Raw genomic sequence first — 23,960 nt, forward strand, 5'->3', positions numbered from 1 at the left:
TATCTTTGTGGAAAGAAATCCCGTTCCGATGGGATTTTTTCTATTTATATAAACGATGAAGTTATGAGTACAGTATCTTATTACACAGCAGAAGGATTAAAAAAATTAAAAGATGAATTAGATCATCTTAAAAGTATAGAAAGACCAAAAGCATCTCAGGCAATCGCAGAAGCAAGGGATAAAGGCGACTTATCCGAAAATGCAGAATACGATGCTGCAAAAGAAGCGCAGGGATTGTTGGAAATGAAGATTTCGAAAATGGAAGAAGTGGTTTCCAATGCCCGACTGATTGATGAATCTCAATTGGATGTTTCAAAAGTATTGGTGCTTTCCACGGTAAAGATTAAAAATCAGACCAACGGAATGGAATTGAAATATACTTTGGTGGCTGAAAGCGAAGCAGATTTAAAAACCGGGAAAATCTCTGTAACCTCTCCAATCGGAAAAGGATTGTTGGGGAAATCAGTTGGTGAAATCGCTGAAATCAATGTGCCGAACGGCGTGTTGAAGTTTGAGGTTTTAGAAATCACCCGCGATTAATTCCGTATTCTCACTATTTAAATCAGTTACTATGGCTTCTATTTTTACAAAGATCATTAACGGCGAGATCCCTTGTTACAAAGTAGCGGAGGATGATAATTTTATTGCGTTTCTGGATGTGAATCCAAATGCAAAAGGACATACGCTTTGTGTTCCGAAACAGGAAATCGATAAGGTTTTCGATATGGAAGAAGATCATTATCTTGCTTTGATGAAGTTTTCCCGTAAAGTGGCCAAAGCCTTGGAAAAAACCGTGGCGTGCAAACGAATCGGAGTCTCTGTAATCGGATTGGAAGTGCCGCACGTTCACGTACATTTAATTCCGTTAAACGAAATGGGGGAGATGACTTTCAAACAAAAGGTAAGCCTTAGTCCGGAGCAGTTTGAAAATCTGGCTAAAGATATTCAGGCTAATCTATAGAAAGACATAGAAGATTATAAATAAAAAAGCGGAATCATTGATTCCGCTTTTTTTTTGTCATGATTGCAAATCAGCCCTATCGGGGCCGGGATTTTTTATTCGACATAAATTTCGTACCTTTCTTGTATAAAAGTAAATATTTCAAATCTTGAAACATCGAGACTTCATCTGGTTACTTTTTTTTTGCTGTCAAGTCGTAACAGCTCAAGACAAACCGTCTAGTAAGGACTCTACACGAGTATATCAAGAGATTGAAGAATATTCCAATAAAAATAAGCTCACAAAATTCGTCCACAAACTTTTATTCAAACCGACACGAGCAAAGAAAAGAGCTCAAAAGACCCAAAAAAAAAGATATTTAATTCAGAAATCATTTGACGAATACGAAGGGAAAATAATTCGGAATATAAATATTGAAACACTGGATCCGTTCGGCTATTCCATTGATGATGAAAACAGAAAGCCGGAAACTGGTGCTGAAAGATTCGGAAATTCTCTTCATGCGAAAACAAAAAAATTGACAATTCGAAATATCCTACTCATAAAAAAAAATGCACCACTTGATTCATTAGTTGCTAAAGAATCAGAGCGTTTAATCCGTCGCCAGCGTTATACAAGAAGCGTAATTATTAAGCCGGTTCCTATTCCCAACAGCACTGATTCTGTCGATATTTCTGTTAGGGTTTTAGATTCCTGGAGTTTGGTTCCTAAAGGATCGATTTCAAGCTCGAAAGTCAGATTGGGATTCGCTGATCGTAATTTTTTTGGTTTAGGTCACCAATTACAGATGGATTATACTGAACTTTTTGCAGATAAGCACAATGCTTACAATGTAATATATACGATTCCAAGTGTAAGAAACACATACATAAACACTACCTTTTTATATAACAAAGATTTAGGTGATAATACAGTCAAAAGTGTAAAAATAGAAAGAGTGTTTTTCTCGCCATTTACCAGATTTGCAGGAGGTGTTTTGTTTGAAAACAGGTTTCTTAAGGACTCCTTGCCTGATTTAAATAATAATTTTAGTACTCAAAATTTTAATTCCAAAGTACAGAGCTATTGGTTTGGTCATGCTTTTACAATTTTTAAGGGCAAGAGTGAAGATTATAGAACCTCTAATTTCGTAACTACATTAGGTTTTACAAATGTTTCGTTTTCAGAATCGCCGACGAAAATATATGATCCAACTAATTTTATTTCATCCGAGAAGTTATATTTAGCGAGTCTCGGTATTAATACCAGGAAGTACGCTGAAGATAAATACCTTTTCAGTTACGGTATTATTGAAGATGTTCCTCTTGGAAAAGTCTATTCAATAACAGGCGGATTTCAAGACAAAAATAACCAGTGGAGAAATTATTTTAGCGGACGGTTTGCCTACAGCGATTATTACCGCTTTGGTTATTTAGGGTTGGATTTTGAATGGGGAAGTTTTTTCAACAATGGTAAAACTGAAGAAACAGTTTTTAGGATTGACGGCAATTATTTTACCAATTTACTTTCTTTGGGTAATTGGAAAATAAGACAATTTATTAAACCAAAATTGGTACTGGGAAATAATAGAGCGCCAACCATTGAAGACAGGGTAAATTTTTCTGATGAAATTGGATTCTCTGGTATTAACAGTCCGCTGATACACGGTACCAATAAACTAGCTATGGCTTTCCAAACCCAAACATATGCACCTGGGAACTGGTATGGATTTCATTTTAATCCATTTTTTAATATGACTTTTGGACTACTTGGTAATGAAACAGATAGCTTCTTCAATGATAAATTGTATTCTAAATTTAGTTTAGGCCTATTAATAAACAATAATTATTTTACTTTCGAAAGTTTCCAAATTTCATTCTCTTATTACCCTTCTATTCCCTTTGAAGCGACAAATGCTTTTAAAACAGCTTCATTCAGAAACACGGATATAGCATTGCCTGACTTTCAAATTGGGCAACCAACCATAGTTCCTTATAATTAATTTAACCCGCTGGGCGGAAAGAAAAAATTATAAATCTTTATCCCGGCGTTACTCCATGCTTAGGTCACATCAAAGTTGTACATAGCCCGAGTAAAGCCAAGTAAAGATTTTGTCAAATAGAAGTAAAAGCAAAAACGAAATAAGAAGTTTCACTTTTTTATACTTCTTTCTTAAAGGTAACCTGCATGGTGGTTCCTTTTCCAATTTCTGAAAAAGCAACCTTAATCAGTCCGTTATGATACTCTTCAACGATTCTTTTTGTTAGCGAAAGCCCAAGACCCCATCCTCGTCGTTTTGTGGTGAATCCGGGCTCGAAAATGCTCTTAAACTGGTTCTTCGGAATCCCGCTTCCGGTGTCGGATATTTTAATTTTAACAAAGCGCTCTGTTTCCTCAATAATAACTGCCAGCTTTCCTCTTCCTTTCATGGCATCAATAGCATTTTTAACCAGATTTTCTATTGTCCAGCTGTGTAGAACAGGGTTCAGTTTGATATAAATAGGGTGCTGAGGTGCCGTGAAAGTGAATTCGACCTGTTTCGATGTACGCGATTTAAGATAATCGAATGATTGTTCGGTTTCCTGAACAAGGTCGCGGCGTTCCAAAACGGGTTCAGAACCTATTTTAGAGAATCGGTCGGTGATGGTCTGCAGTCGGTTAACGTCCTTTTCAATTTCAGAGACGGTAGTTTCATCCACATTGTCTGCTTTCATAATTTCGAGCCAGCCAATCAATGACGATAAAGGCGTCCCAATCTGATGCGCCGTTTCTTTCGCCATACCGGCCCAAAGTCGGTTTTGTGTTGCCATTTTGCTGGCGCGGTAAAAGTTAAAAATCATTCCGCTGAAAAAGAGCCCGACAAGTACCAAGGCGATCGGGTAATATTTTAATTTTGTGATTAGCGAGGAGTTTCCGTAATAAAGTAAGTGTTTTTTACCGGCGTAGTCAAATGCAATTGGCGGGTTTTCCGATTTTAAACGGTTTAAAAAGGCAATCGATTTGGCTTTATCCTTCGTGATCTCATCATCGACATTGGTCATATTTACGATGCTGTCCCTTTCATTGGTTTGGATTATGGGAATGGTCTTGTTGTTGCTTATAATTTGCAGCGGTAAATCCAGTTCGGTATTTTCATCAGCATTGTTCAGGTTTTTTGAAGCTGCCGCCCAAAGTTCCATTTTCAGACGTTCTTCGCTTTTAAACGTTTGGAAGAAAGTATACGTATTCCAAAGTATCAGGACTAAAAAATTGAAAGAAGCGAGAATGATGATCCAGCGTACTAAATTGCGTCTGTCTGCAGAAAAGTTCATACTTTGTTTGGAATACCTGGGTTATAGAATAGCTAATTTACTAAGTTTATTGGGATAGGCAATAGTTTATTTTTAAATTAAGAATTTTCCTATATTTGTTTTGAGTTAAAATTAGAGGAAGTTTGGAGTCAAAAAAGTATCTTTGACAAAATTTTTCAGATTATGATTAGCGTTGATCCGAAGGAGTTGGCTCCAGTGAAACTACAGGCATACCTTCAGGGTGCCGTTGGGCCGAGACCGATTGCTTTTGCAAGTACGTTGGACAAAAACGGAAACCCGAACTTATCACCGTTCAGTTTCTTTAATGTGTTCAGTTCCAATCCCCCGATATTGATTTTTTCACCTGCCCGACGTGTACGTGACAATACGATTAAGCATACCTTAATCAATGCCGATGCTACCCGTGAAGTGGTTATTAATGTGGTGAATCATGATATCGTGCAGCAGGCCTCTTTATCGAGTACAGAATATGCTGACGGCGTAAACGAATTTGATAAGGCCGGATTGACTATGGTGCCGTCTGATGTCATAAAACCATACCGTGTGGGAGAAAGCCCGGTACAGTTTGAATGTAAGGTTAACGAAATAATTTCCCTTGGAGACCAAGGTGGTGCAGGAAATCTGATTATATGCGAAGTGGTGAAGATCCACATCAGCGAAGAAGTGTTGGATGCTAACGGAGCGATCGATCAGCATAAAATCGATTTGGTGGCCCGTATGGGAGGCAACTGGTATACCCGCGCTAACATGGGATTGTTTGAAGTGGAAAAACCGCTGACGACTTTAGGTGTAGGAGTAGATGTAGTGCCGGATTTCGTAAAAGGAAGCGCTGTTTTCGACGGTAACGATTTAGGTAAATTAGGGAACATTGAAGCTGTGCCAACTGAAGAAGAAATTGCTATATTTGTAAAAGAGGATTTCGGAATCAAAGCAGTTTTGAGCTCAGACGATGAGGAGAAGAAGTTCCAGATGGCAAAAGAATATTTAGACAAAAACGAAGTACTGACCGCATGGAAAGTACTTTTAGCAAAACAATAATTTATACAGAAGATGGAAGTTACAGGTAAAGTAAAAGTGATCAATGCAGCACAACAGGTAAGTGCTTCATTCAAAAAAAGAGAAATGGTAGTTACTACGGACGAGCAGTATCCACAACACATTATGATTGAGTTTACTCAGGATAAATGTGATTTGTTGGACAGCTACAGAGTAGGTGAGGCCGTAAAAGTTTCCATCAATTTAAGAGGAAGAGAATGGGTAAATCCGCAGGGAGAAACTAAATATTTCAACTCAATCCAAGGATGGAGAATCGAAAGATTACAGGCTGAAGCTCCGGCAGGTGCGCCACAAATGCCGCCAATGCCAGCGAGCGAAGCGTTCGAACCGGTATCGAATTTCAAAGAAGAAGAGCACGATGATTTGCCTTTCTAATTGAGAAATCTGAATTTTAGAATTTAGAGAGAAGTCAGAAATTTGAATAACTTTAAATTTCTGGCTTTTTTTTATTTTTTGTAAAGTTTTAATTTGTGCCGCAAAGAATACACTTTTTAGACAAGGAACTTTGGTTTCCGCCCGTTTCCGAAACACATCCGTCGGGCATCATTGCCGTGGGCGGCGATTTGAGTACGGAACGGTTGCTATTGGCGTACCGGAGCGGGATATTTCCTTGGTTTGAAGATGGCGAGCCCATTACATGGTGGGCACCTGAATACCGCATGGTATTGTTTCCGGATGATTTCAAACCTTCCAAAAGCATGCGGAACATCCTTAACCGCAATGTTTTTAAGGTAACCTTCAATAAGGATTTCAGAGCAGTGATTTCCAATTGCCAAACCGCCAAGCGCGAAGGTCAAAACGGTACCTGGATTACCGACGACATGATTGAAGCATATTGCAAATTGCACGAACTCGGCTATGCCAAATCCGTTGAGGTCTGGCAAAATAATGAGCTTGTAGGAGGTTTGTATGGCATTGATTTAGGCCATGTTTTCTGCGGGGAGAGTATGTTTTCCAAAGTGTCTAATGCCAGTAAAGTGGCTTTCGTATCGCTGGTAAATTATCTCAAAGATAATCACTACCTGTTACTCGATTGCCAGGTGTACAACGAACATCTTGAAAGTTTAGGTTGTGGTGAAATCGACAGGGATGATTTTATGCAGATTCTGCACTACCGTCCTAAGTAAATCTTACTCTTTTTTCATTTTCGGCAAAGTCCTGATGTAGAGTTCTTCCACTTTTTTTCGGGCCCAATCGGTCTTTCTTAGGAACGTCAAACTTGATTTTACCGATGGATTTATCTTAAAACACTTAATGGGGATCAGTTCTTCCAGGGTGTCAAAACCATAGAAATCAACTAATTCTTCAACGATTGTCTTTAAGGTTATGCCGTGTAGTGGATCTTTGCTCATTCTTTTTTCTTCTGAATTTTCTTCGCGTGAAAGTATAATAAAATATCAGATTATTCATGGTTAATGCGATTGTAATCAGTGTGGCTGCTACAAGTAGTGTTTTGGTGCCAATCTGATAAAACAAAAGTGTACCCGAAATGCAGCCGGCAAAAAAGAAAACTATAATTGAAAGTTTCAGAAAAATGTTTTTTTTTAGGTTGACGGTATTCGGATGATTTCTGTAGAAAAAATATTGGGAGATTTCAATCCCCAAATCGGTAAAGAGTCCGGTAAGGTGTGTGGTACGGACTGTTGACTGTGATATTTTGGTTACCAAAGCATTCTGTAAACCCATTGAAAACAAAAGAATGTATGCGATTTGGTTTGTGTTTTCACCTACCTTAAAATTCCAATCATTCCAAAAACCTGCCAGGACAAGCAGAAATATTTCCAGGAACATTGGTGTGGTGTGTATGTATTTCTTCTTGTTGATAATTGCTATTTCAATAAAAGAATTCGAAACGAAAGCTCCCAAAAAGAAAAAGAGAATATAAAGAATGAACGGAATTGCTTTGGTAAATTGTCCTGTAATTAATTCTTCAGAGAAATAAGCAAAATGACCTGTTACATTAGTGGTTAGTGTGCTAATAGCCAAAACACCAACGCTGTTCACTATTCCAGCAACCAAAGAGAGATTGGAAGCCAATCGTAAGTTGTGCCTGAATGTTCTGTTCTTACCTCGGTGTCTAAACATTGATAAAAGAAGATTTTGATAAATTCTTTCAATGTATAAATATAGTTAAAATTTCAGTTTCGTAAAGTTCCAATTCAGGGTGCTGAATAGAACCAGTTCATTTTCCAGCGTTGGCAAATCCATGATCAGTTTTAAGGTTTCGTGTGCCATCATGGTTCCGATAATACCCGGTAAGGTTCCCATCACGCCATTTACGCTGCAATTTGGGACATCTTCCGGATTCGGAGGCTGGGGAAACAGGTCACGTAGGTTTTTGGAGCCTTTGTTGTTAAAAACAGCGATTTGTCCTTCAAATTTCAGGATGCTTCCATAAACCAGTGCTTTGCCTAGTCTAACACAAGTATCGTTCACCAGATAACGAGTCGAAAAATTGTCACAGCCATCCACAATGACGTCAAAATCCTTAAGGATGTGTTCTGCATTTTGAGCCGTCAGTTTCTCCTTAAAAGCACGCACTTCAATATGCGGATTTAAAGTCTCCAAAACCGTTTTGGCAGCGATAGCTTTGGAATTGTCAATGTTGATTTCGGTATATAAAATCTGTCGGTGAAGGTTATGTAGTTCAACCTTGTCAAAATCGACAAGACCGATGCTGCCAACTCCAGAAGCCGCCAGATACTGCAAGACCGGGCAGCCCAAGCCCCCTGCGCCAATAACCAGTACTTTGGCGTTTTTGAGTTTTAACTGACCGGCTTCGCCCACTTCGGTAAGCAACATGGGTTTGCCATAGCGTAAGTAATCGTGTATTGTAATCATAATTTAATTTTAAGGGAAAAGTGAAAAGGGATAAGTATAAAGATGCTTAGGAGGTGTAGGCTTTATCCCAGTCTTTCCAAACCGGTTCATAACCTTTGCTTGCAATTATGGAAGCGATTTCCTGAGCTGAGCGTTCATCACTGGTTTCAAATTGTTCCAGCGATTCCACGTCAACTACATAACCACCTGGGTTGGTTTTTGAACCGGCGCTCATTGATGTTACGCCAATCGGAATGACATTGTTTCTGAATTTCTCGTTTTCACGTGTGGAAATCGATATTTCAAGATCTTCGTTCCAAAGTCGGTAGGCGCAAATCAGCTGGAGCAAATCACTGTCCTCCATGATAAAGTTCGGTTCGATAATTCCTTCCGCCGGTCGCAATCGGGGAAAGGAAACAGAGTATTTACTCTGCCAGTACGTTTTCTGAAGGTAATCCAGGTGCAAGGCATTGAAAAAGCTGTCCGTGCGCCAGTCTTCCAATCCCAGCAAAACGCCCAACCCTATTTTATGAATGCCAGCTTTACCTACGCGATCGGGAGTTTCCAAGCGGAAATCGAAGTTGGATTTTTTTCCTTTAGGGTGATATTCTTTATAAACTTCCCGATGGTAGGTTTCCTGATACACCAAAACAGTATGAACGCCTACTTCGTGTAACTGTCGGTATTCTTCTTCCGATAAGGGCTGAACTTCAATCGATATTGAAGAAAACTCCTTTTTGATTTGTGCTACAGCGTTCAGGAAATAGTTGATGTTTACCGTATAATTTGCTTCTCCGGTTACTAACAGCACATGATCAAATCCTGTTTTTTTCAGTTCGGCCATTTCGAGTTCAATCTCGCTCTCCGTAAGTGTTTTTCGCTTAATCTTATTGTCTAAGCTGAAACCGCAATAGGTACAGATGTTCTGGCATTCGTTGCTCAGATACATCGGGGTATACATCTGGATGGTTTTTCCGAAACGCTTTTTAGTCAAGACATGGCTTTGCTGCGCCATTTCCTCCAGATAAGGCTTTGCAGCCGGTGAAATAAGAATCAGAAAATCATCCAGATTTCTTTTGCTTTTGGCTAATGCCATTTCAACCTCCCTGGAAGTGGTTTGATTGATTTTGGTTTGTACCGAATCCCAGCTGTAAGTTTCAAAAACAGATTTAAAAGTATTCATGTTATTCATATAAAAATGCTGTCAACGGACTTGAAGCTACTGCTTTGTTCATTGTTTGTGCCAATTGCGCTTCATAGGCTTTTCTTCCTGAAATAACGGCTTCCTTAAAAGCTTCGGCCATTAGTTTCGGATTCCCTGCTACGGCAATAGCGGTGTTTACCAAAACGGCATCGGCACCCATTTCCATGGCTTTGGCGGCATGAGAAGGTGCGCCAATTCCGGCATCGACAATGACTGGAACTTTGCTTTGCTCGATTATGATTTCAAGAAAATCTTCGGTTTTTAAGCCTTTGTTGCTTCCGATTGGTGAGCCTAAAGGCATCACTGCCGACGTTCCTGCATCTTCCAGTCGTTTACATAAAACAGGATCCGCATGAATGTAAGGAAGGATGATGAAGCCAAGTTTAGCTAATTCTTCAGTCGCTTTCAGGGTTTCTATCGGGTCAGGCAATAAATATTTCGGGTCGGGATGAATTTCAAGTTTCAGCCAATTTGTTTCCAATGCCTCTCTTGCCAACTGCGCTGCAAAAATGGCTTCTTTCGCATTGCGGGCTCCCGATGTGTTTGGTAACAGGTTGATGTGTGGATGGTTGATGTGTGACAAAATCGCATCGGTTTCGGTTTCCAGATCAACGCGTTTTAGGGCTACGGTTACCAATTCACTTTCAGAGGCCAGGATTGCTTCTTCCATTTGCTGGTTGGAACCGAATTTTCCTGTTCCCAAAAACAATCGTGATGTAAAAGTTTTATCGGCTATGTTAAATGTTGACATATATTTTTTCGTTGAGTTGTGTTAATAATTGAGGGCTTTCGGTGATCAGACCTGATATAGCAATGCCGTGTATTCCGGTTTCCATTAGTGATTCAATATCCTCTAACTGAATTCCGCCAATGGCATAAACAGGGATGTCCATGTTTTGGGCTTTCATTTGGGCGACAATGTTCAGATAACCCTGTAACCCTAAAATCGGGCTGAGATTGTCTTTAGTAGTGGTAAATCGGAAAGGGCCTAATCCTATATAATCGCAATTTTCTTTAATGCGTAGCAAAACATCTTCTAATGTATTTGCTGTTCCGCCTATAATTTTATGGTTGCCTAATATGTTTCGAGCTTCTTCAATTTTCATGTCATTCAACCCTAAATGAACGCCGTCAGCATTGACTTGAAGTGCTAAATCAACTTTGTCGTTAATAATGAAAGTCGCCAGGTATTCTTCACAAAGTGTTTTTGCGGCTTCTGCCAAAGTGAAAAGTTCCTGTGGATTTCCGTTTTTGAAACGCAACTGAATCCAGTCGCATCCGTTATCCAAAGCCTGATGGATGTTGTACAGTTGTTCTTCAGCCGTTTTTCCCTGAGAGATATATTGTAGTTTGCTAAACATGGTGATATCCTAATAAAGTTGTGTTAGAGGTTAGGTATTTTTCTATATATTTTTTGGCTTTCATTGATGATAAAATAAAATCATGTCCTAAAGCGATATTTGCTGTAATAGCAGACGATAGGACACAACCGGAACCATGTTTTTCGGAAGTAACGACCGTGGTACTGACCAATTTTGCACATTCTTCGTCCATGAAGAGATAGTCTACCCCTTTTTGCTTGGGATGATGTCCGCCTTTCAGTAAAACGGGACAATGGCTTGAAAGCTCGTGAGCAATTTCTTCTGCTGAATTTTTCGAATCGGAAAGTTTCAGTATTTCACTGTAGTTCGGCGTAATCAGATCGATTTTCTTTAAAATTTTAAGCAGTTCCGCTTTGTTTTCCACGGTTGTGAATTCAAATTCGGTGGTCGATTTCAATACGGTATCCCAAATGATTTTTGTTCTGGGAGAATGTTTTTTTATCTGGGAAACAATTTTTTTTAAATATTCCAATGAAGGAACAATTCCTATTTTCACGGCTTTTATATCATAAGTCCGAAATATTTTTTTTATTGAATCCAGTACAAAATCCAAATCGGTCCATTGTATCGTATAGAATTGATTTTCCGTCTGGATAGTATTTCCGGTAGTAATGGCCAGACCGTAAACCCGATGCTGTTCGAATGTTTTGATGTCCGACAAAATACCGGCACCGCCTGATGGATCATGTCCGGCAATAGTTAAAACGTAAGGGCGAGTTGCTGACATTTTTTAAAATTTTCAATAGGGTTAGTATTTAGCCAGATGCTTCCCAATAGTGCGACATCATCAAAACCGTTTCCAAGTGTTTTTTGAATGTTTTCTGATGAGATCCCACCCAAAGCAACAAGTTTCGTATTGAAATTGGTGCGTTGTTTTATTGCTTCGAGATGATTGCAATCGGAAACGTAATCTGATTTTGAAATGCTGGGGAAAATCGGACTCAAAAAAGCGTAGTTCCAATTGTCTCCCAGTGTGTTGAACTCTTGAATGGTGTGAACTGATGCTGATTTTATCCATTTTGATTCTGAAAATAGTTTGGCTTTACTTCGGTTACTTTCCGAGAAATGTAATCGTTTAATACCTAAGGTGTCGGCCAAATGATGGCTGCTGTGTAAAACCAAGTGACTTCGAAATTCCAATCCGATTTCCGATAGAAATGACTTTAGTTCCGCTTCTGAAAAACCAGGCTTTCGCACATGTAATAGTGGCAACCCTTCCGCAAAAAGCGAATGGATAATGCTGATTTCGTTTTCAATGTTAGTCGGATTGGTAATAACGATCATTTTAAAAATTTTTGATTCATGAACAAAGAAAATAGAGAATAGAAAATAGAATTTACAGAAGTCTTTCTCTATTTTCCATGTTCTTTCATCTTTGTTCTTTATACATAAATCTCTTTGCCACTTTCTACAAACTCTTCCGATTTTCCTTTCATTCCTTTTTCGGCCTCGGCTACGTCACGGATTTCCTGTGATATTTTCATGGAACAGAATTTCGGTCCACACATAGAACAGAAATGCGCCACTTTAGCGCCATCAGCCGGAAGGGTTTCGTCATGGAATTCCCTTGCAGTGTCTGGATCTAAAGCCAAATTGAACTGGTCTTCCCAACGGAATTCGAAACGTGCTTTGCTCAATGCATTGTCGCGGTATTGTGCTCCCGGGTGACCTTTGGCCAAGTCCGCAGCATGGGCTGCAATTTTATAGGTTATCACGCCGTCTTTTACGTCTTTTTTATTTGGCAAGCCGAGATGCTCTTTTGGTGTTACATAGCAAAGCATCGCACAACCGTACCAGCCTATCATGGCCGCTCCGATTGCGGAAGTGATATGGTCATAACCCGGGGCGATATCGGTGGTTAAGGGGCCTAATGTATAGAAAGGTGCTTCGGAGCAGTGCTCTAATTGCTTATCCATATTTTCCTTGATCATGTGCATTGGGACGTGGCCCGGACCTTCGATGAAAACCTGAACGTCATGTTTCCATGCAATTTTAGTCAGTTCGCCCAAAGTTTCCAGTTCGGCGAATTGGGCAGCGTCATTGGCATCTGCAATGGAACCGGGACGCAAACCGTCTCCTAATGAAAAAGCAACGTCGTATTGCTTCATGATTTCGCAGATTTCCTCAAAATGGGTATACAGGAAGTTTTCTTTGTGGTGGAACAAACACCATTTGGCCATGATGGAGCCCCCACGGGAAACGATTCCGGTCACGCGGTTAGCTGTCAAATGAATGTAACGCAATAAGACTCCGGCGTGAATCGTGAAATAGGAAACTCCTTGTTCAGCCTGTTCGATTAAGGTGTCCCGGAAAATTTCCCAAGTTAAGTCTTCAGCGACGCCTTTTACTTTTTCCAAAGCTTGGTAAATAGGAACAGTTCCGATAGGTACAGGGGAATTTCGGATGATCCATTCGCGGGTTTCATGTATGTTCTTTCCTGTGGATAAATCCATGATGGTGTCGGCTCCCCAGCGGCACGCCCATACTGCTTTTTCTACTTCTTCTTCAATAGAGGAGGTAACCGCGCTGTTTCCAATGTTGGCGTTGATTTTTACCAGGAAATTACGCCCTACGATCATGGGTTCGCTTTCAGGGTGGTTGATGTTGTTCGGGATGATGGCGCGGCCGGCAGCTACTTCGCTGCGTACGAATTCCGGGGTGATTTTGTTTTTAGGTGTGTTCGCTCCGAAACTGTGTCCGGCGTGTTGGCACTGCATCGTTTTTTGTGCTGTTTCCAACTGTTCGATGCGCTGATTTTCACGAATGGCGATGTATTCCATTTCGGGCGTGATGATGCCTTGTTTGGCATAATACAGTTGCGTGACATTCGCTCCTTTTTTGGCTCGCATCGGTTTGTGTAAATATTCGAAACGCAGATGATTCAGTTTTTCATCATTCAGGCGTTGTTTTCCGTAATCTGAGGAAATCTCAGTTAGTTCTTCCACGTCGTTGCGGTCGAGAATCCATTGTTCGCGGATTCTTGGCAAGCCTTTACGGACATCGATTTCGATATTTGGGTCGGTATAAGGTCCCGAAGTATCGTAAACGGTTACCGGAGGATTCTTTTCGATGCCGCCATTGGCTAATTTGGTATCGGAAAGTCCGATTTCGCGCATGGCGACTTTTATCGGATGGATTTCACCGTCGATATAAACTTTCGTGGAATTAGGGAAGGGATGTCTGGATATTTTTTCTTCTGAATTCATGTTTAGAATTGCTTTATTGGTTTGTATGAAAATCGTTTTTAATGTGCCGGATTCTGCCAGGGATGGAAGCGGAAAGCCCGTAAAGTAAAAAACTGTTAAAAACAAGTGCTGTAATGGGCGACCAACGGAAGCCGCTTGCAGGACTATGTTTTTTTAGTTTTTGACTGCGGACTTGCAACGGACAGCCCGTACGTGCAGCCTTATTACCCGCCTTGTGTGGCTGTAATGATTAAAATATCATCAGTTTCGGACAGGGTAGTGGTCTCCCAGTGGGTTTTTGGGATGACGGTATTGTTCACGGCAAGCGCGATTCCGTTTTGTTTGTTCGGAAATTCAATGTCAAGCAAAGCTTTTGCGGAAAGGCTTTCGCTTTCGAATTGTTTGTATTGGTTGTTGATTTTTAGTTCCATTCCTGTTGGATTTAGTATATGAAAATACTTTAGGAATGGCTGCAATGCGCACTTGAAAGCACTCGAATGAAGTCATCTTACTTTTCCCTACGCTGGTATTAACCAGATCAGGTTCAGAGGGTAAAATCTCAGCCTGCGCGTTGCAGACACCCCTAAAGTGAGACAAATGTATATTTTTATTTTAAAGGATGACTGTTAAATTTTGGAAATTTTTTTCTTTCAGGAAATTTTAGAAGGCAGAATACAGATTGCAGAACGCAGATTGCAGAACGCAGATTGTAGATACGTTCAGATTTTTGAGCAATGCTGAAGCCTGCTATCTGCCACCTGCTATCTCCTTATTGATTCCTCGTCCAGCAATCTTCCACGTGATCGTTGACCATTCCGGTGGCCTGCATATGGGCATATACAACTGTGGAGCCTACGAATTTGAAGCCGCGTTTCTTTAGATCTTTGCTCAGTGCGTCGGAGATTTCGGAAGTGGCGGGGACTTCTTTTTTGGTTTTGGGTTTGTTGTCCTGAGGCTGGTGGTTTACAAAGCCCCAAATGTAGTTGGAAAAAGTGCCGAATTCTTTTTGGACTTCCATAAAAGCGATGGCATTGGTCACGGCGGCTTTGATTTTTAAACCGTTACGAATGATGCCGGCGTCTTGTTTTAATGCTTCGATTTTAGCTTCGGAATAGTCGGCAACTTTTTTGTAATCGAAGTTGTCGAAAGCGTTTCGGAAGTTTTCCCTTTTCGCCAAAACGGTATACCAGCTCAATCCGGCCTGAAAGGTTTCCAGAATCAGAAACTCGAAAATTTTCTGGTCGTTGTACACGGGAACGCCCCACTCGGTATCGTGGTAGTTTCGGTACAGGTCATCTTTTTCGCACCAGGCACATCGGTTTTTAAGATTCATCTTCATTCCTTTGAATCAAATATAAAGTAAAACTCTTTTCGAAAGATGAAAAATATTTTGTTAATCATATAAATCAACATATAAAAAGAGCAATTAGTGTAAATAATTGCTCTTTTTGTGTTGTTTTTTAAAAAACTATTGGGGTTGTTGTTCTTCTAAGCAAGGACAACCTCTGCTGCCATATGGGGTTTTCTCATAATCGCCATGGTGAGATTGATGAGTAGGCCACTCTTTTTTACTAATTGTTATTTCGTGACCATTAGTCTTATTTCCTGCTGGAAAATGGCAAATGGTGATTTTGTCTCCCTGGTCGTTTTGTTTTGTATTTGTGGTAAATGCAAATGCAATCAGCACAACTCCCAGTGCTCCCAATAGTAATGCATACTTTTTCATAGCTTATATTTTTAATTGTTGATATGTTAAAATTAGCTAATGTGTTGATAACCAATATTGGGAAAAGTTTTTTTTTGTTGAAATGAGAGAATTTTGGGTTAAAATGCGCAAAATGCTTTGATAACCTCTAATTGAATTATTGAATGTCAGTTTCGGAATTTGTTTCGTTCAGATATCGTTCAATAACGTAGTGGCCCAGATAAATTAAAGGTGTTAAAACAACGGCGAGGATTAATTTGAAAACGTAGCCTGTAGCCGACATATTCAGGTATTGGGTGGTAGTGATTTTTCCGGTCAGCCAAAAAGCGATTCCGGTCACAATAAAACTGTCTATCAATTGGGAGAATATGGTCGAACCGGTACTTCGCAGCCAAATCATTTTTTTTCCGGTTTTGTTTCTTAAGAACCAAAAGATGCTTACATCGATCAACTGGGAAACCAAAAAGGCAATGATGCTCGCTACCATGATGAACAGACCTTGCCCGAAGACGGCATAAAATTGTTCGTCATTCACGGTTTCGCCTGTTTCAAAGGCTGGGATTTTGGTGCCAATGAATAGAACGAGTATGCAGTAAGCAATCAATCCTGCGGTTATGAAAGACAGTTTTTTAACGCCATCGCGGCCGAAATGTTCATTGATGATGTCTGTAGTGATGAAAACGATGGGCCAAGGCAGGATGCCGATGCTCATGATGAACGGGCCGATCTGGATGAGTTTACCGCCTGTCAATTCGGCTACAATTGCATTGGTTATGAAAATCCCGGCCAATATAATGTAGACGATGTCTTTCTTGGTTTTGAACATACACTGGGTTTAAATCCAAAAGTACGTTATTTCTGAGAATAAAAAAACCCCAATCTTACGACTGAGGTTTTGTAATATAAGTGAGGATTGATTATCCTAAAGCTACACGTCTGAAACCTGTAACAGTTAAACCACCGTCAACAGATTTGATGTATGAAGCAACGCTCATAGAACCGTCTTTGATGAAATCCTGGTTTACCAAAGTGTTGTCTTTGTAGAAACGTTGGATTTTTCCTTTAGCGATGTTGTCTAACATAGCTTCTGGTTTTCCTTCAGCACGTAATTGTTCTTTAGCGATTTCGATTTCTTTTTCGATGATAGAAGCATCAACTCCAGCCTCATCTAAAGCGATTGGGTTCATCGCAGCAGCTTGCATAGCTACGTTTTTAGCAGCTTCGTCACCACCATTAACGTTAGCTGATAAAGCAACTAAAGTAGCGATTTTTCCAGCGTGGATGTAAGATCCTACGAAAGCACCTTCTAAACGCTCGAACTGACCTACTTCAATTTTTTCACCGATAACACCAGTTTGCTCGATTAATTTTTCGTTAACTGTGATACCACCGAAATCAGAAGCTAAGAAAGCATCTTTATCAGCGTAGTTTAACGCTTGGTTAGCTAAATCTGTAGCTAATTTCACGAAACCTTCATTTTTACCAACGAAGTCAGTCTCACAGTTCAAAGTGATAACCACACCAGCAGTGTTGTCAGCGTTTACCACAGCGATAGCAGCACCTTCTGTAGATTCTCTGTCAGAACGGTTAGCAGCTACTTTTTGACCTTTTTTACGTAAGTTTTCGATAGCTAAATCGAAATCTCCATCAGCTTCCACTAATGCTTTTTTACAATCCATCATACCAGCTCCGGTGATGGTTCTTAATTTATTTACGTCTGCAGCAGTTATTGTTGCCATAGTTTTATAAAATTTAATTTGTGTTAAAAGTAAAAATTCCAAATCTCAAATCCTTAATTCCAATGTTTTCAAATCATGAACGAAACGTTACAGATTTTGATTGGAGCTTGGAATTTAAAATTTGGAATTAATTTTTTATTTATTCTTCAGTTGAAGTTGTTGCTTCAGTTTGAGCTGCTGCTACTTCTCCAGCCGGTTGCTCTTCTTTGTCAGATTTTCTATCAGAAAGTCCTTCAATGATAGCGCCAGATACTAAAGATAAAACTTTGTCGATTGATTTTGAAGCATCATCGTTTGCTGGGATAACATAGTCAACCTGACGTGGGTCAGAGTTGGTATCTACCATAGCGAAAACTGGAATGTTTAATTTTTGAGCTTCTTTAACAGCGATGTGTTCTGCTTTGATATCTACAACGAATAACGCCGCAGGAAGTCTTGTCATGTCTGCAATAGAACCTAAGTTCTTTTCCAATTTAGCACGTAGACGATCTACTTGTAAACGTTCTTTTTTAGATAAAGTCATGAAAGTACCGTCTTTCTTCATTTTATCGATAGAAGCCATTTTCTTAACAGCTTTACGGATAGTAACGAAGTTAGTCAACATACCACCTGGCCATCTTTCAGTGATGAAAGGCATGTTAGCTGCAGTAGCTTTTTCTGCAACGATATCTTTAGCTTGTTTTTTGGTAGCTACGAAAAGTACTTTTCTACCAGATGCAGCGATTTTTTTCAAAGCCTCGTTAGCTTCTTCGATTTTAGCTGCAGTTTTATATAGATTGATAATGTGAATACCATTACGCTCCATATAGATGTAAGGAGCCATGTTTGGATCCCATTTTCTAGTCATGTGTCCGAAGTGAACACCTGCTTCTAGTAATTCTTTAACTTCTACTTTGTTTGCCATTTTGTAATAGTTTACGTTCTGTTGAATTAGCAATGGTTGAGTAGCGATTGTCTCGGTCTGAACCATTTAGATGCTAAACTAATTCCCACCTCAATGGGAGAGCAACAAAAACTTAGTGTTTTTAAATAATAATAAATATTAACGTTTAGAGAACTGGAATCTCTTACGAGCTTTCTTCTGACCGAATTTCTTACGCTCAACCATACGAGGGTCACGAGTTAGTAAACCTTCTGGTTTTAAGATTGCTCTGTTTTCAGCTTCTACTTCGCACATTGCTCTTGCGATAGCCATACGAACAGCCTCAGCTTGTCCTGTAGTACCACCACCATATACATTAACTTTTACGTCAAAGTTAGATGCGTTCTCAGTCATAGAAAGAGGTTGCATTACTTTGTACTGTAATGTAGCAGTTGGGAAGTAAGTTGCGAAATCTTTTTTGTTTACGGTGATGTTTCCTGATCCTTCAGTAACATAAACACGTGCTACAGCACATTTTCTTCTACCGATTTTGTGAATAACTCCCATTACTTAAGATCGTTTAAGTTTACAGTTTTAGGTTGTTGAGCTTCGTGTTTGTGCTCAGAACCTACATATACGTTCAAATTGCGGAATAACTCAGCACCTAATTTGTTTTTAGGTAGCATTCCTTTTACAGCTTTCTCTACTAATACAGCTGGGTTTTTTTGTTGCTGTACTCTAGCAGTTAAAGTTCTTTGACCTCCTGGGTAACCAGTGTGACGCATGTAAATTTTGTCGTCTAATTTGTTACCTGTTAGGTTGATTTTCTCTGCGTTGATAACGATTACGTTGTCTCCACAGTCCACATGCGGCGTATAACTTGGCTTGTATTTACCTCTTAAAAGCATTGCAACTTTAGAAGCAAAACGACCTAAGTTATGACCTTCAGCATCCACAACGATCCACTCTTTCTGAGCACCCGCTTTGTTTACTGATACTGTCTTGTAGCTTAAATTGTCCACGTTTTTTTTATTTTAATTAAACATTCCATCCCCAATAAAGGGAGTGCAAAAGTACAATTATTTATTTATTATACAAACTCATGGGGGATAATTTTATAAGTTGATTGTCAGACGACTAGTTAATTGTTAGCTTTGTAAACTGAAATTGTTACTCTTTGGTAAACTTAATTTCCATGCCTCCCTGCTTTAATACCATTGTTTTTTGGCCGAATGTCATGTTTACGCCGGCAGGATCAAAGACAAATTCGGTTTCACTAACCGCATTTAAAGTGAAAGCGCCTTGTCCGGTGGCTTGTGCAATGATTTGTCCTTTATCTACTTTAATGTTGATTTTCAGGGGAATTTCCTTTGATGAATAAGTGCCTTCATACGATTTAAGGATTTTTTCATCGACTTTTACCGTTTTCAGATTCGGAAACGTATACGGCATTTTGTAATAGATGCTCAGGATGCCAATCATGATGTCGTTTCGGTTGTAGTTGTCGCCGTTTACTATTAATGAAATGCCTAATTTTTCGGCCGGATAATACCCGACTACCGATTTATAACCTTCTATGCCACCCGTATGACCGAAAAATTTACGCTCTCCAAAAGGAAATGTCACGAGTCCGATGCCATAGCTTTCTTTTAATTGTGTCATTTCGTCTACGGATGTCGGTTTTAATAGTTTGCCGTTAAAGATACCGCGCAACAACGTGGTGAGGTCGTTAGCAGTTGAGGAAATAGATCCGGCAGCAAACGGTAATGACATGTCCCATTCCGGAACGGCTTCCCATTGTTCTCCTTTATAAGTATAGGACGGTGCTTCGTTTCGTTTTGGATCGACGTTGTTTACTATATATGTGTTTTTCAGCTTTAGCCTGTCTACAATCCTGGTTTTTAAATTGTCTTTATAGGGTGTTTTAGTAATGTCTTCAACGATACAGCCTAAAAGATAATAGTTGGAATTGCTGTATTCTGCTTTGGAATTAGGTGCGAAAAGCGGCTTGTAGGCAGCAATCTTGGCCAGCATTTCTTTTTTTCCGACGGATGCTGTCATGCTTGTGGTACTGTCGGCATTTACATAGTCGACAATCCCGGAACGATGGCGCAATAAATCGTTGATGGTGATTTTATCCGCATTTGGGATTTGTGGGTAAAATTTTGAAAGCGTTTGGTCAAGTTTCAGTCTTTTTTCCTCTATTAGCTGCATGATCATTACTGCTGTGAAAGTTTTGGTGACCGACCCGATTTTATATTTCGTATTCTTGTTCGGTTGTTCTTCTTTTTTAGCCATTGGTAATCCATAGGCTTTTTCAAAAACCACATCATCGCCTTCACGGATGCTTAATTGTCCCATGAAACGGTTGTTATGGTTCAGGTAGATCAACAAACTGTCTATTTTTCGGAAACGCGCATTCTCCTGTGCTGAAATACTTAAGCAAGAGATTACAAACAGGCAAATAATAATTTTTCTAATCATTTTGATTCTTATTTTTAAGTTTCTGAAATTCAATGTAGGAGTAGATTATTGGGATGAGGCTAATAACGGCGATTATGACCATAAAAGTATAAAATTGTACTTTTCCGTCTAAAAGAAATGTTAGCGTTATAAGTAAGCCCCCCACAAACCAAAGTTTTCCGCCCATTTTGTGTGTTTTTGTCCAGACTTCTTCACTTTCAAGAGTCCACGGTGTTCGGATACCAATGAAATAATTCGGTTTCATGGTTTTCATATAGTTGCCCAAAAATGCGAAAAGCAAGCCTAGAAGAGGAAAAATCATTTTCGGATCACCATTGTTGGTTTTTATGCTGAATAAAATGTATATACCGAGTATGCTCATGAAACAGGTAAGGATCAATCTGAAATCATTCAGCTTGTTACCCATGTTTTGAAGTTTTCCTTTCGGGTCGATTTTCGGGATTATCAAAAAAATTAAATACACCAGTCCGGACATCAGAAAAGGTATGATGATCGTTTCGGTTTTGTCTCCCCAGCGGTCAATTTCGCCCGAACTATTCCAGTGCATTGGAACTCTTTGTGGTAGCGATGGCCATATGTATGCCAAATAGCCAAAAGGCAGTAATGCAATGAGTAAAAAAGGAATTTCTTTTTTAAATTTTTCCATGGTTTATTTTTTTAGGTTAATAACCCAGTTAAGGATGTCGTCCACGATGGTGGTGTTGAGTGAATACACAATGAATTGCCCTTTTTTTTCTGAAGTGACTAAATCAGCTCTTTTTAAAATATCGAGATGATGGGATATGCTTGGTTTCGAAATGTGAAACGCATCTGCAATCTCGCCTGCGGTCATGTCTCGCCTTCGCAATAATTCTAAAATCTCGCGTCGGGTTTCGTCGTTCAATGCTTTGAAAATGTTATTCATAAATTAAACATTTAGACAAATGTCTAAATAAAAATCGAAATTATAAATGAAACTCAAGCAGAAAATATGAAAGTGTAAGGTTTTTTCAAATGGTTATCGATGATTGATGCGCTTTTCAATTCTATAAATGAAATTCACTTCCTTAAAAACGGATTTTTTCAAAATGCATTTCATCGACAGATTGTTTTTTTCTGCAATGGTAATGATGTGGTCGGTTTTACAATCTTCAGAAAGAATCATGTATACTTCATTCGAATCGTTTAAATAACCCGGAAGCTCGGAAAACAACTTTTCAAAATATTCGAAATTTTCACCACAAAACCAAGCGTTTTCTGCAATTGATGAAGGATTCTTCGGGTAATACGGCGGATTGATAATGATGTAATCGAATGTTCTTTTTTTTAGATTTTCAAACAAATCGGAATGCAGAATATCGATTGAGACATTGTTGTTTTCAGCATTCTTTTTCAAAGCTTCCAATGCTGTTGGATTGATATCCGTTGCGGTAACCTTAGCGCCGTTTTTTGAAGCTAAAATGGAGATAATCCCGCAGCCGCAACCCAATTCTAAAAATGTCCTGTTTTTTATAGAGAGTGTTTCTGTAAATTCCAGAAGTAACTTCGTGCTGATAGTAATAAATGGCGGAAAAACGGATGGCTCTACCCAAACGGATATGTCTTTGTATCTGTATTTTCGAGGTTTCGATAAATATAAAGCGCTTGCTTTTTTCAGAAAAGGGCCTGTTATTTTCTTTAAAATTGCTCTCATTTATTCAATTGAATTAATTTGCCACAAATCTTTCATGGTTGAATTGTTTTGAAATTTAATTTGTTTGATTTGTGGCGAATTATTCCGAATAAAATCCTTCAATTTCGGGCTGGCGGTATTTCCATATCTTATGCAAAGCCTTGATTTCGTAGGGGTAATGATAGAAATTGTAATTGTAACGGAAACCGGAAACGAGTTGTAATACTTGTTTTTTATAGCCACGGATCCTGAAATCGGAAACAGTTGGATAATAGCCATTCAAAACGGTTTCGAAATTTTTAATTGTATCAATCATGTATGGTTTCAACCATGGTGTGAGTGGATTTTTCCGCAAATCGAAATTCTCCCATGAGGGTGAAATCCATTCTTCGAGGGTTTCAGGAAATGAAAATCCGGCATCGAGAATCTGTTGGTACAATTCGGAACCTTCTGTGGGCACCGGACTGAAAAGATAGATGATGATTTCCGCTTTCGGATTGATGAGCTTTATTTCCTTAATGAAATTGATATCCCAAAGAATTTGGTCATATACTTCTTTTTCGGTTTTTGCCGGCATGCCTAAGACAAAAGAGAGTTCCGGAATGATGTCGGCATTTTTCATCCGTAGTACAAAATCCTTTATCATTTGCCCTGATTGTGTGCCGCCTTTGTTCATTTGTTTCAGAACGGCATCGTTTCCGGTTTCTGCGCCAAGGAAAATCATTTTACAGCCGGCTTTGCGCATCAGTTTCAATTCGTCATCCGAATATAAATTGATGGTATCAATGCGGCCTTCCCCCCAATAGCTGATGTTGTCGTTCATGATGAGTTCGGAAAATTCCAACACGCGTTTTTTGGAAGTGAAGAAATTATTGTCGTGAAATTCTATGGCGTCTATATTGTAGCTGGACTTGAAATACTTTACGTCTTCATAAATTCTTGAAGCCGACATGCCTTTCCATTTTGCATTGAAAATGGGAACAATGGCACAGAAAGAGCAAGAAAACGGACAGCCCATACTCGAATGATAGGATAGGGTTCTGTTTCCCATAAAGGTTTTACCCAAATAATTCTTTACCGGATAATGCGAATTCAAGTAATCATAAGGAAACTTAGGTAAGGTATCCTGGTCTAATAAGGCTTCAACGGCTGTTTTTGTGATTTCCCCTTTTTCATTTTTATAAATCAGGTTTTTTATGGAATGCAGATTTTCTGTTCCGTCAGACTCCAGCGTTTTAATCAGCTCCGGGAATGTGTTGTCGCCGGGACCATTAATGACATAGTCGACGAAGCCTGATTTTAAAGCGACTTTATGCTGGTTGGACGCAAAATATCCGCCCCAAACTGTTGTGATATCGGGATAGTTTTCTTTGATTTTTTTAGTGAACGGAATTGCCTGACGCAATTGTGGTCCGGGCATCACGGTGGAGCCAAAGTATTTAAACTCACCCGATTTCAGATGGTTTTCAATGGTTTGCCAAGGATCTTTTTCCAGATTTCCATCAACGAAAACATACTCATATTTGCCATGAATGGAGGCGCCCACCTGTAAAATGGAGTTGGGAATCCGGTGCTTCCCGTTGGCACTTTTCGGGTTGAATAATATAACTTTGTTCTTCAT

Annotated in this window: 29 protein-coding genes and 1 riboswitch; of the genes, 6 read left to right on the forward strand and 23 right to left on the reverse strand. The window is 39.4% G+C overall.

What is annotated here, in order from left to right; genetic code table 11:
• Nucleotides 1-63: 63 nt before the first annotated feature.
• From greA to FEDK69T_RS06140, 3 genes are all read left to right on the forward strand, one after another.
• Nucleotides 64-540: a transcription elongation factor GreA gene (gene greA, locus FEDK69T_RS06130; RefSeq protein WP_023573284.1), complete on the forward strand. Its 477-nt coding sequence runs from the start codon at nucleotides 64-66 to the stop codon at nucleotides 538-540.
• Between the two features lie 31 nt (nucleotides 541-571).
• A complete protein-coding gene (locus FEDK69T_RS06135; RefSeq protein ID WP_023573285.1) occupies nucleotides 572-961 on the forward strand; it encodes an HIT family protein in 390 nt (129 codons plus the stop codon).
• 148 nt (nucleotides 962-1,109) lie between these two features.
• Entirely contained in the window at nucleotides 1,110-2,942 is a 1,833-nt protein-coding gene (locus FEDK69T_RS06140; protein ID WP_023573286.1) for a BamA/TamA family outer membrane protein, read from the forward strand.
• 157 nt (nucleotides 2,943-3,099) lie between these two features.
• On the opposite strand, the gene FEDK69T_RS06145 is transcribed toward FEDK69T_RS06140, so the two are convergent.
• Nucleotides 3,100-4,251, reverse strand: a complete 1,152-nt coding sequence (locus FEDK69T_RS06145; protein ID WP_023573287.1) for a sensor histidine kinase — start codon at nucleotides 4,249-4,251, stop codon at nucleotides 3,100-3,102.
• 162 nt (nucleotides 4,252-4,413) lie between these two features.
• Here FEDK69T_RS06145 and FEDK69T_RS06150 point away from each other — a divergent pair, with 162 nt between their 5' ends.
• The 3 genes from FEDK69T_RS06150 to aat all read left to right on the forward strand — a co-directional run bounded on the left by FEDK69T_RS06150 (nucleotide 4,414) and on the right by aat (nucleotide 6,434).
• The gene (locus tag FEDK69T_RS06150) at nucleotides 4,414-5,289 is read left to right on the forward strand and encodes a flavin reductase family protein (RefSeq protein ID WP_023573288.1); all 876 of its coding nucleotides are present in this window, start codon (nucleotides 4,414-4,416) and stop codon (nucleotides 5,287-5,289) included.
• Nucleotides 5,290-5,301: 12 nt separating this feature from the next.
• The gene (locus FEDK69T_RS06155; RefSeq protein WP_023573289.1) at nucleotides 5,302-5,682 is read left to right on the forward strand and encodes a DUF3127 domain-containing protein; all 381 of its coding nucleotides are present in this window, start codon (nucleotides 5,302-5,304) and stop codon (nucleotides 5,680-5,682) included.
• A gap of 107 nt (nucleotides 5,683-5,789) precedes the next feature.
• On the forward strand, nucleotides 5,790-6,434 hold the full coding sequence (aat, locus tag FEDK69T_RS06160; protein WP_035630331.1) for a leucyl/phenylalanyl-tRNA--protein transferase: 645 nt from the start codon (nucleotides 5,790-5,792) through the stop codon (nucleotides 6,432-6,434).
• 3 nt (nucleotides 6,435-6,437) lie between these two features.
• Here aat and FEDK69T_RS15665 read toward each other — a convergent pair whose 3' ends face one another.
• The 22 genes from FEDK69T_RS15665 to FEDK69T_RS06265 all read right to left on the reverse strand — a co-directional run bounded on the left by FEDK69T_RS15665 (nucleotide 6,438) and on the right by FEDK69T_RS06265 (nucleotide 23,960).
• Nucleotides 6,438-6,659 carry a VF530 family protein gene (locus FEDK69T_RS15665; RefSeq protein ID WP_081711704.1) on the reverse strand — a complete coding sequence of 74 codons (222 nt, stop codon included), beginning with the start codon at nucleotides 6,657-6,659 and terminating at the stop codon, nucleotides 6,438-6,440.
• On the reverse strand, nucleotides 6,613-7,392 hold the full coding sequence (locus FEDK69T_RS06165; RefSeq protein ID WP_035630217.1) for a YoaK family protein: 780 nt from the start codon (nucleotides 7,390-7,392) through the stop codon (nucleotides 6,613-6,615). Before FEDK69T_RS06165 ends, FEDK69T_RS15665 begins: the two co-directional genes overlap by 47 nt.
• Nucleotides 7,393-7,437: 45 nt before the next feature.
• Complete coding sequence (locus FEDK69T_RS06170) at nucleotides 7,438-8,148, reverse strand: HesA/MoeB/ThiF family protein (RefSeq protein ID WP_023573292.1); 711 nt, start codon at nucleotides 8,146-8,148, stop codon at nucleotides 7,438-7,440.
• A 46-nt stretch (nucleotides 8,149-8,194) separates the two neighbouring features.
• Nucleotides 8,195-9,310, reverse strand: a complete 1,116-nt coding sequence (thiH, locus tag FEDK69T_RS06175; protein WP_023573293.1) for a 2-iminoacetate synthase ThiH — start codon at nucleotides 9,308-9,310, stop codon at nucleotides 8,195-8,197.
• Between the two features lies 1 nt (nucleotide 9,311).
• Entirely contained in the window at nucleotides 9,312-10,082 is a 771-nt protein-coding gene (locus tag FEDK69T_RS06180; RefSeq protein WP_035630216.1) for a thiazole synthase, read from the reverse strand.
• Nucleotides 10,069-10,692 carry a thiamine phosphate synthase gene (locus FEDK69T_RS06185; RefSeq protein WP_035630215.1) on the reverse strand — a complete coding sequence of 208 codons (624 nt, stop codon included), beginning with the start codon at nucleotides 10,690-10,692 and terminating at the stop codon, nucleotides 10,069-10,071. The genes FEDK69T_RS06180 and FEDK69T_RS06185 overlap by 14 nt, the downstream gene beginning before the upstream one ends.
• Entirely contained in the window at nucleotides 10,685-11,440 is a 756-nt protein-coding gene (locus tag FEDK69T_RS06190; RefSeq protein ID WP_035630214.1) for a hydroxymethylpyrimidine/phosphomethylpyrimidine kinase, read from the reverse strand. Before FEDK69T_RS06190 ends, FEDK69T_RS06185 begins: the two co-directional genes overlap by 8 nt.
• Nucleotides 11,413-11,997: a thiamine phosphate synthase gene (locus FEDK69T_RS06195; protein ID WP_023573297.1), complete on the reverse strand. Its 585-nt coding sequence runs from the start codon at nucleotides 11,995-11,997 to the stop codon at nucleotides 11,413-11,415. The genes FEDK69T_RS06190 and FEDK69T_RS06195 overlap by 28 nt, the downstream gene beginning before the upstream one ends.
• 98 nt (nucleotides 11,998-12,095) lie before the next feature.
• Nucleotides 12,096-13,919: a phosphomethylpyrimidine synthase ThiC gene (thiC, locus tag FEDK69T_RS06200; protein WP_023573299.1), complete on the reverse strand. Its 1,824-nt coding sequence runs from the start codon at nucleotides 13,917-13,919 to the stop codon at nucleotides 12,096-12,098.
• A gap of 203 nt (nucleotides 13,920-14,122) precedes the next feature.
• Entirely contained in the window at nucleotides 14,123-14,329 is a 207-nt protein-coding gene (gene thiS / locus FEDK69T_RS06205; protein ID WP_023573300.1) for a sulfur carrier protein ThiS, read from the reverse strand.
• A gap of 67 nt (nucleotides 14,330-14,396) precedes the next feature.
• Nucleotides 14,397-14,493, reverse strand: a riboswitch (TPP riboswitch).
• 174 nt (nucleotides 14,494-14,667) lie between these two features.
• On the reverse strand, nucleotides 14,668-15,231 hold the full coding sequence (locus FEDK69T_RS06210; protein ID WP_023573301.1) for a DNA-3-methyladenine glycosylase I: 564 nt from the start codon (nucleotides 15,229-15,231) through the stop codon (nucleotides 14,668-14,670).
• 135 nt (nucleotides 15,232-15,366) lie between these two features.
• Complete coding sequence (locus tag FEDK69T_RS06215) at nucleotides 15,367-15,624, reverse strand: hypothetical protein (protein WP_023573302.1); 258 nt, start codon at nucleotides 15,622-15,624, stop codon at nucleotides 15,367-15,369.
• A 136-nt stretch (nucleotides 15,625-15,760) separates the two neighbouring features.
• Complete coding sequence (locus tag FEDK69T_RS06220; RefSeq protein WP_023573303.1) at nucleotides 15,761-16,429, reverse strand: queuosine precursor transporter; 669 nt, start codon at nucleotides 16,427-16,429, stop codon at nucleotides 15,761-15,763.
• 91 nt (nucleotides 16,430-16,520) lie between these two features.
• On the reverse strand, nucleotides 16,521-17,342 hold the full coding sequence (gene tsf / locus FEDK69T_RS06225) for a translation elongation factor Ts (RefSeq protein WP_035630212.1): 822 nt from the start codon (nucleotides 17,340-17,342) through the stop codon (nucleotides 16,521-16,523).
• A 139-nt stretch (nucleotides 17,343-17,481) separates the two neighbouring features.
• Nucleotides 17,482-18,246, reverse strand: a complete 765-nt coding sequence (rpsB, locus tag FEDK69T_RS06230; protein ID WP_035630330.1) for a 30S ribosomal protein S2 — start codon at nucleotides 18,244-18,246, stop codon at nucleotides 17,482-17,484.
• Between the two features lie 138 nt (nucleotides 18,247-18,384).
• On the reverse strand, nucleotides 18,385-18,771 hold the full coding sequence (gene rpsI, locus FEDK69T_RS06235; protein WP_035630211.1) for a 30S ribosomal protein S9: 387 nt from the start codon (nucleotides 18,769-18,771) through the stop codon (nucleotides 18,385-18,387).
• Complete coding sequence (gene rplM, locus FEDK69T_RS06240; protein WP_023573307.1) at nucleotides 18,771-19,226, reverse strand: 50S ribosomal protein L13; 456 nt, start codon at nucleotides 19,224-19,226, stop codon at nucleotides 18,771-18,773. The genes rpsI and rplM overlap by 1 nt, the downstream gene beginning before the upstream one ends.
• A 148-nt stretch (nucleotides 19,227-19,374) precedes the next feature.
• A complete protein-coding gene (locus FEDK69T_RS06245; protein ID WP_035630329.1) occupies nucleotides 19,375-20,688 on the reverse strand; it encodes a serine hydrolase domain-containing protein in 1,314 nt (437 codons plus the stop codon).
• A complete protein-coding gene (locus FEDK69T_RS06250; protein WP_023573309.1) occupies nucleotides 20,681-21,334 on the reverse strand; it encodes an SdpI family protein in 654 nt (217 codons plus the stop codon). Before FEDK69T_RS06250 ends, FEDK69T_RS06245 begins: the two co-directional genes overlap by 8 nt.
• Nucleotides 21,335-21,337: 3 nt before the next feature.
• On the reverse strand, nucleotides 21,338-21,592 hold the full coding sequence (locus FEDK69T_RS06255; protein WP_035630210.1) for an autorepressor SdpR family transcription factor: 255 nt from the start codon (nucleotides 21,590-21,592) through the stop codon (nucleotides 21,338-21,340).
• A gap of 93 nt (nucleotides 21,593-21,685) precedes the next feature.
• Nucleotides 21,686-22,360, reverse strand: coding sequence for a methyltransferase (locus FEDK69T_RS06260; protein ID WP_023573311.1), 675 nt, complete (start codon nucleotides 22,358-22,360; stop codon nucleotides 21,686-21,688).
• A gap of 79 nt (nucleotides 22,361-22,439) precedes the next feature.
• Nucleotides 22,440-23,960 (reverse strand): B12-binding domain-containing radical SAM protein, encoded by a 1,521-nt coding sequence (locus FEDK69T_RS06265; RefSeq protein WP_023573312.1) that lies wholly within the window; start codon nucleotides 23,958-23,960, stop codon nucleotides 22,440-22,442.

Source organism: Flavobacterium enshiense DK69 (assembly GCF_000498495.1).
Lineage (GTDB): Bacteria > Bacteroidota > Bacteroidia > Flavobacteriales > Flavobacteriaceae > Flavobacterium > Flavobacterium enshiense.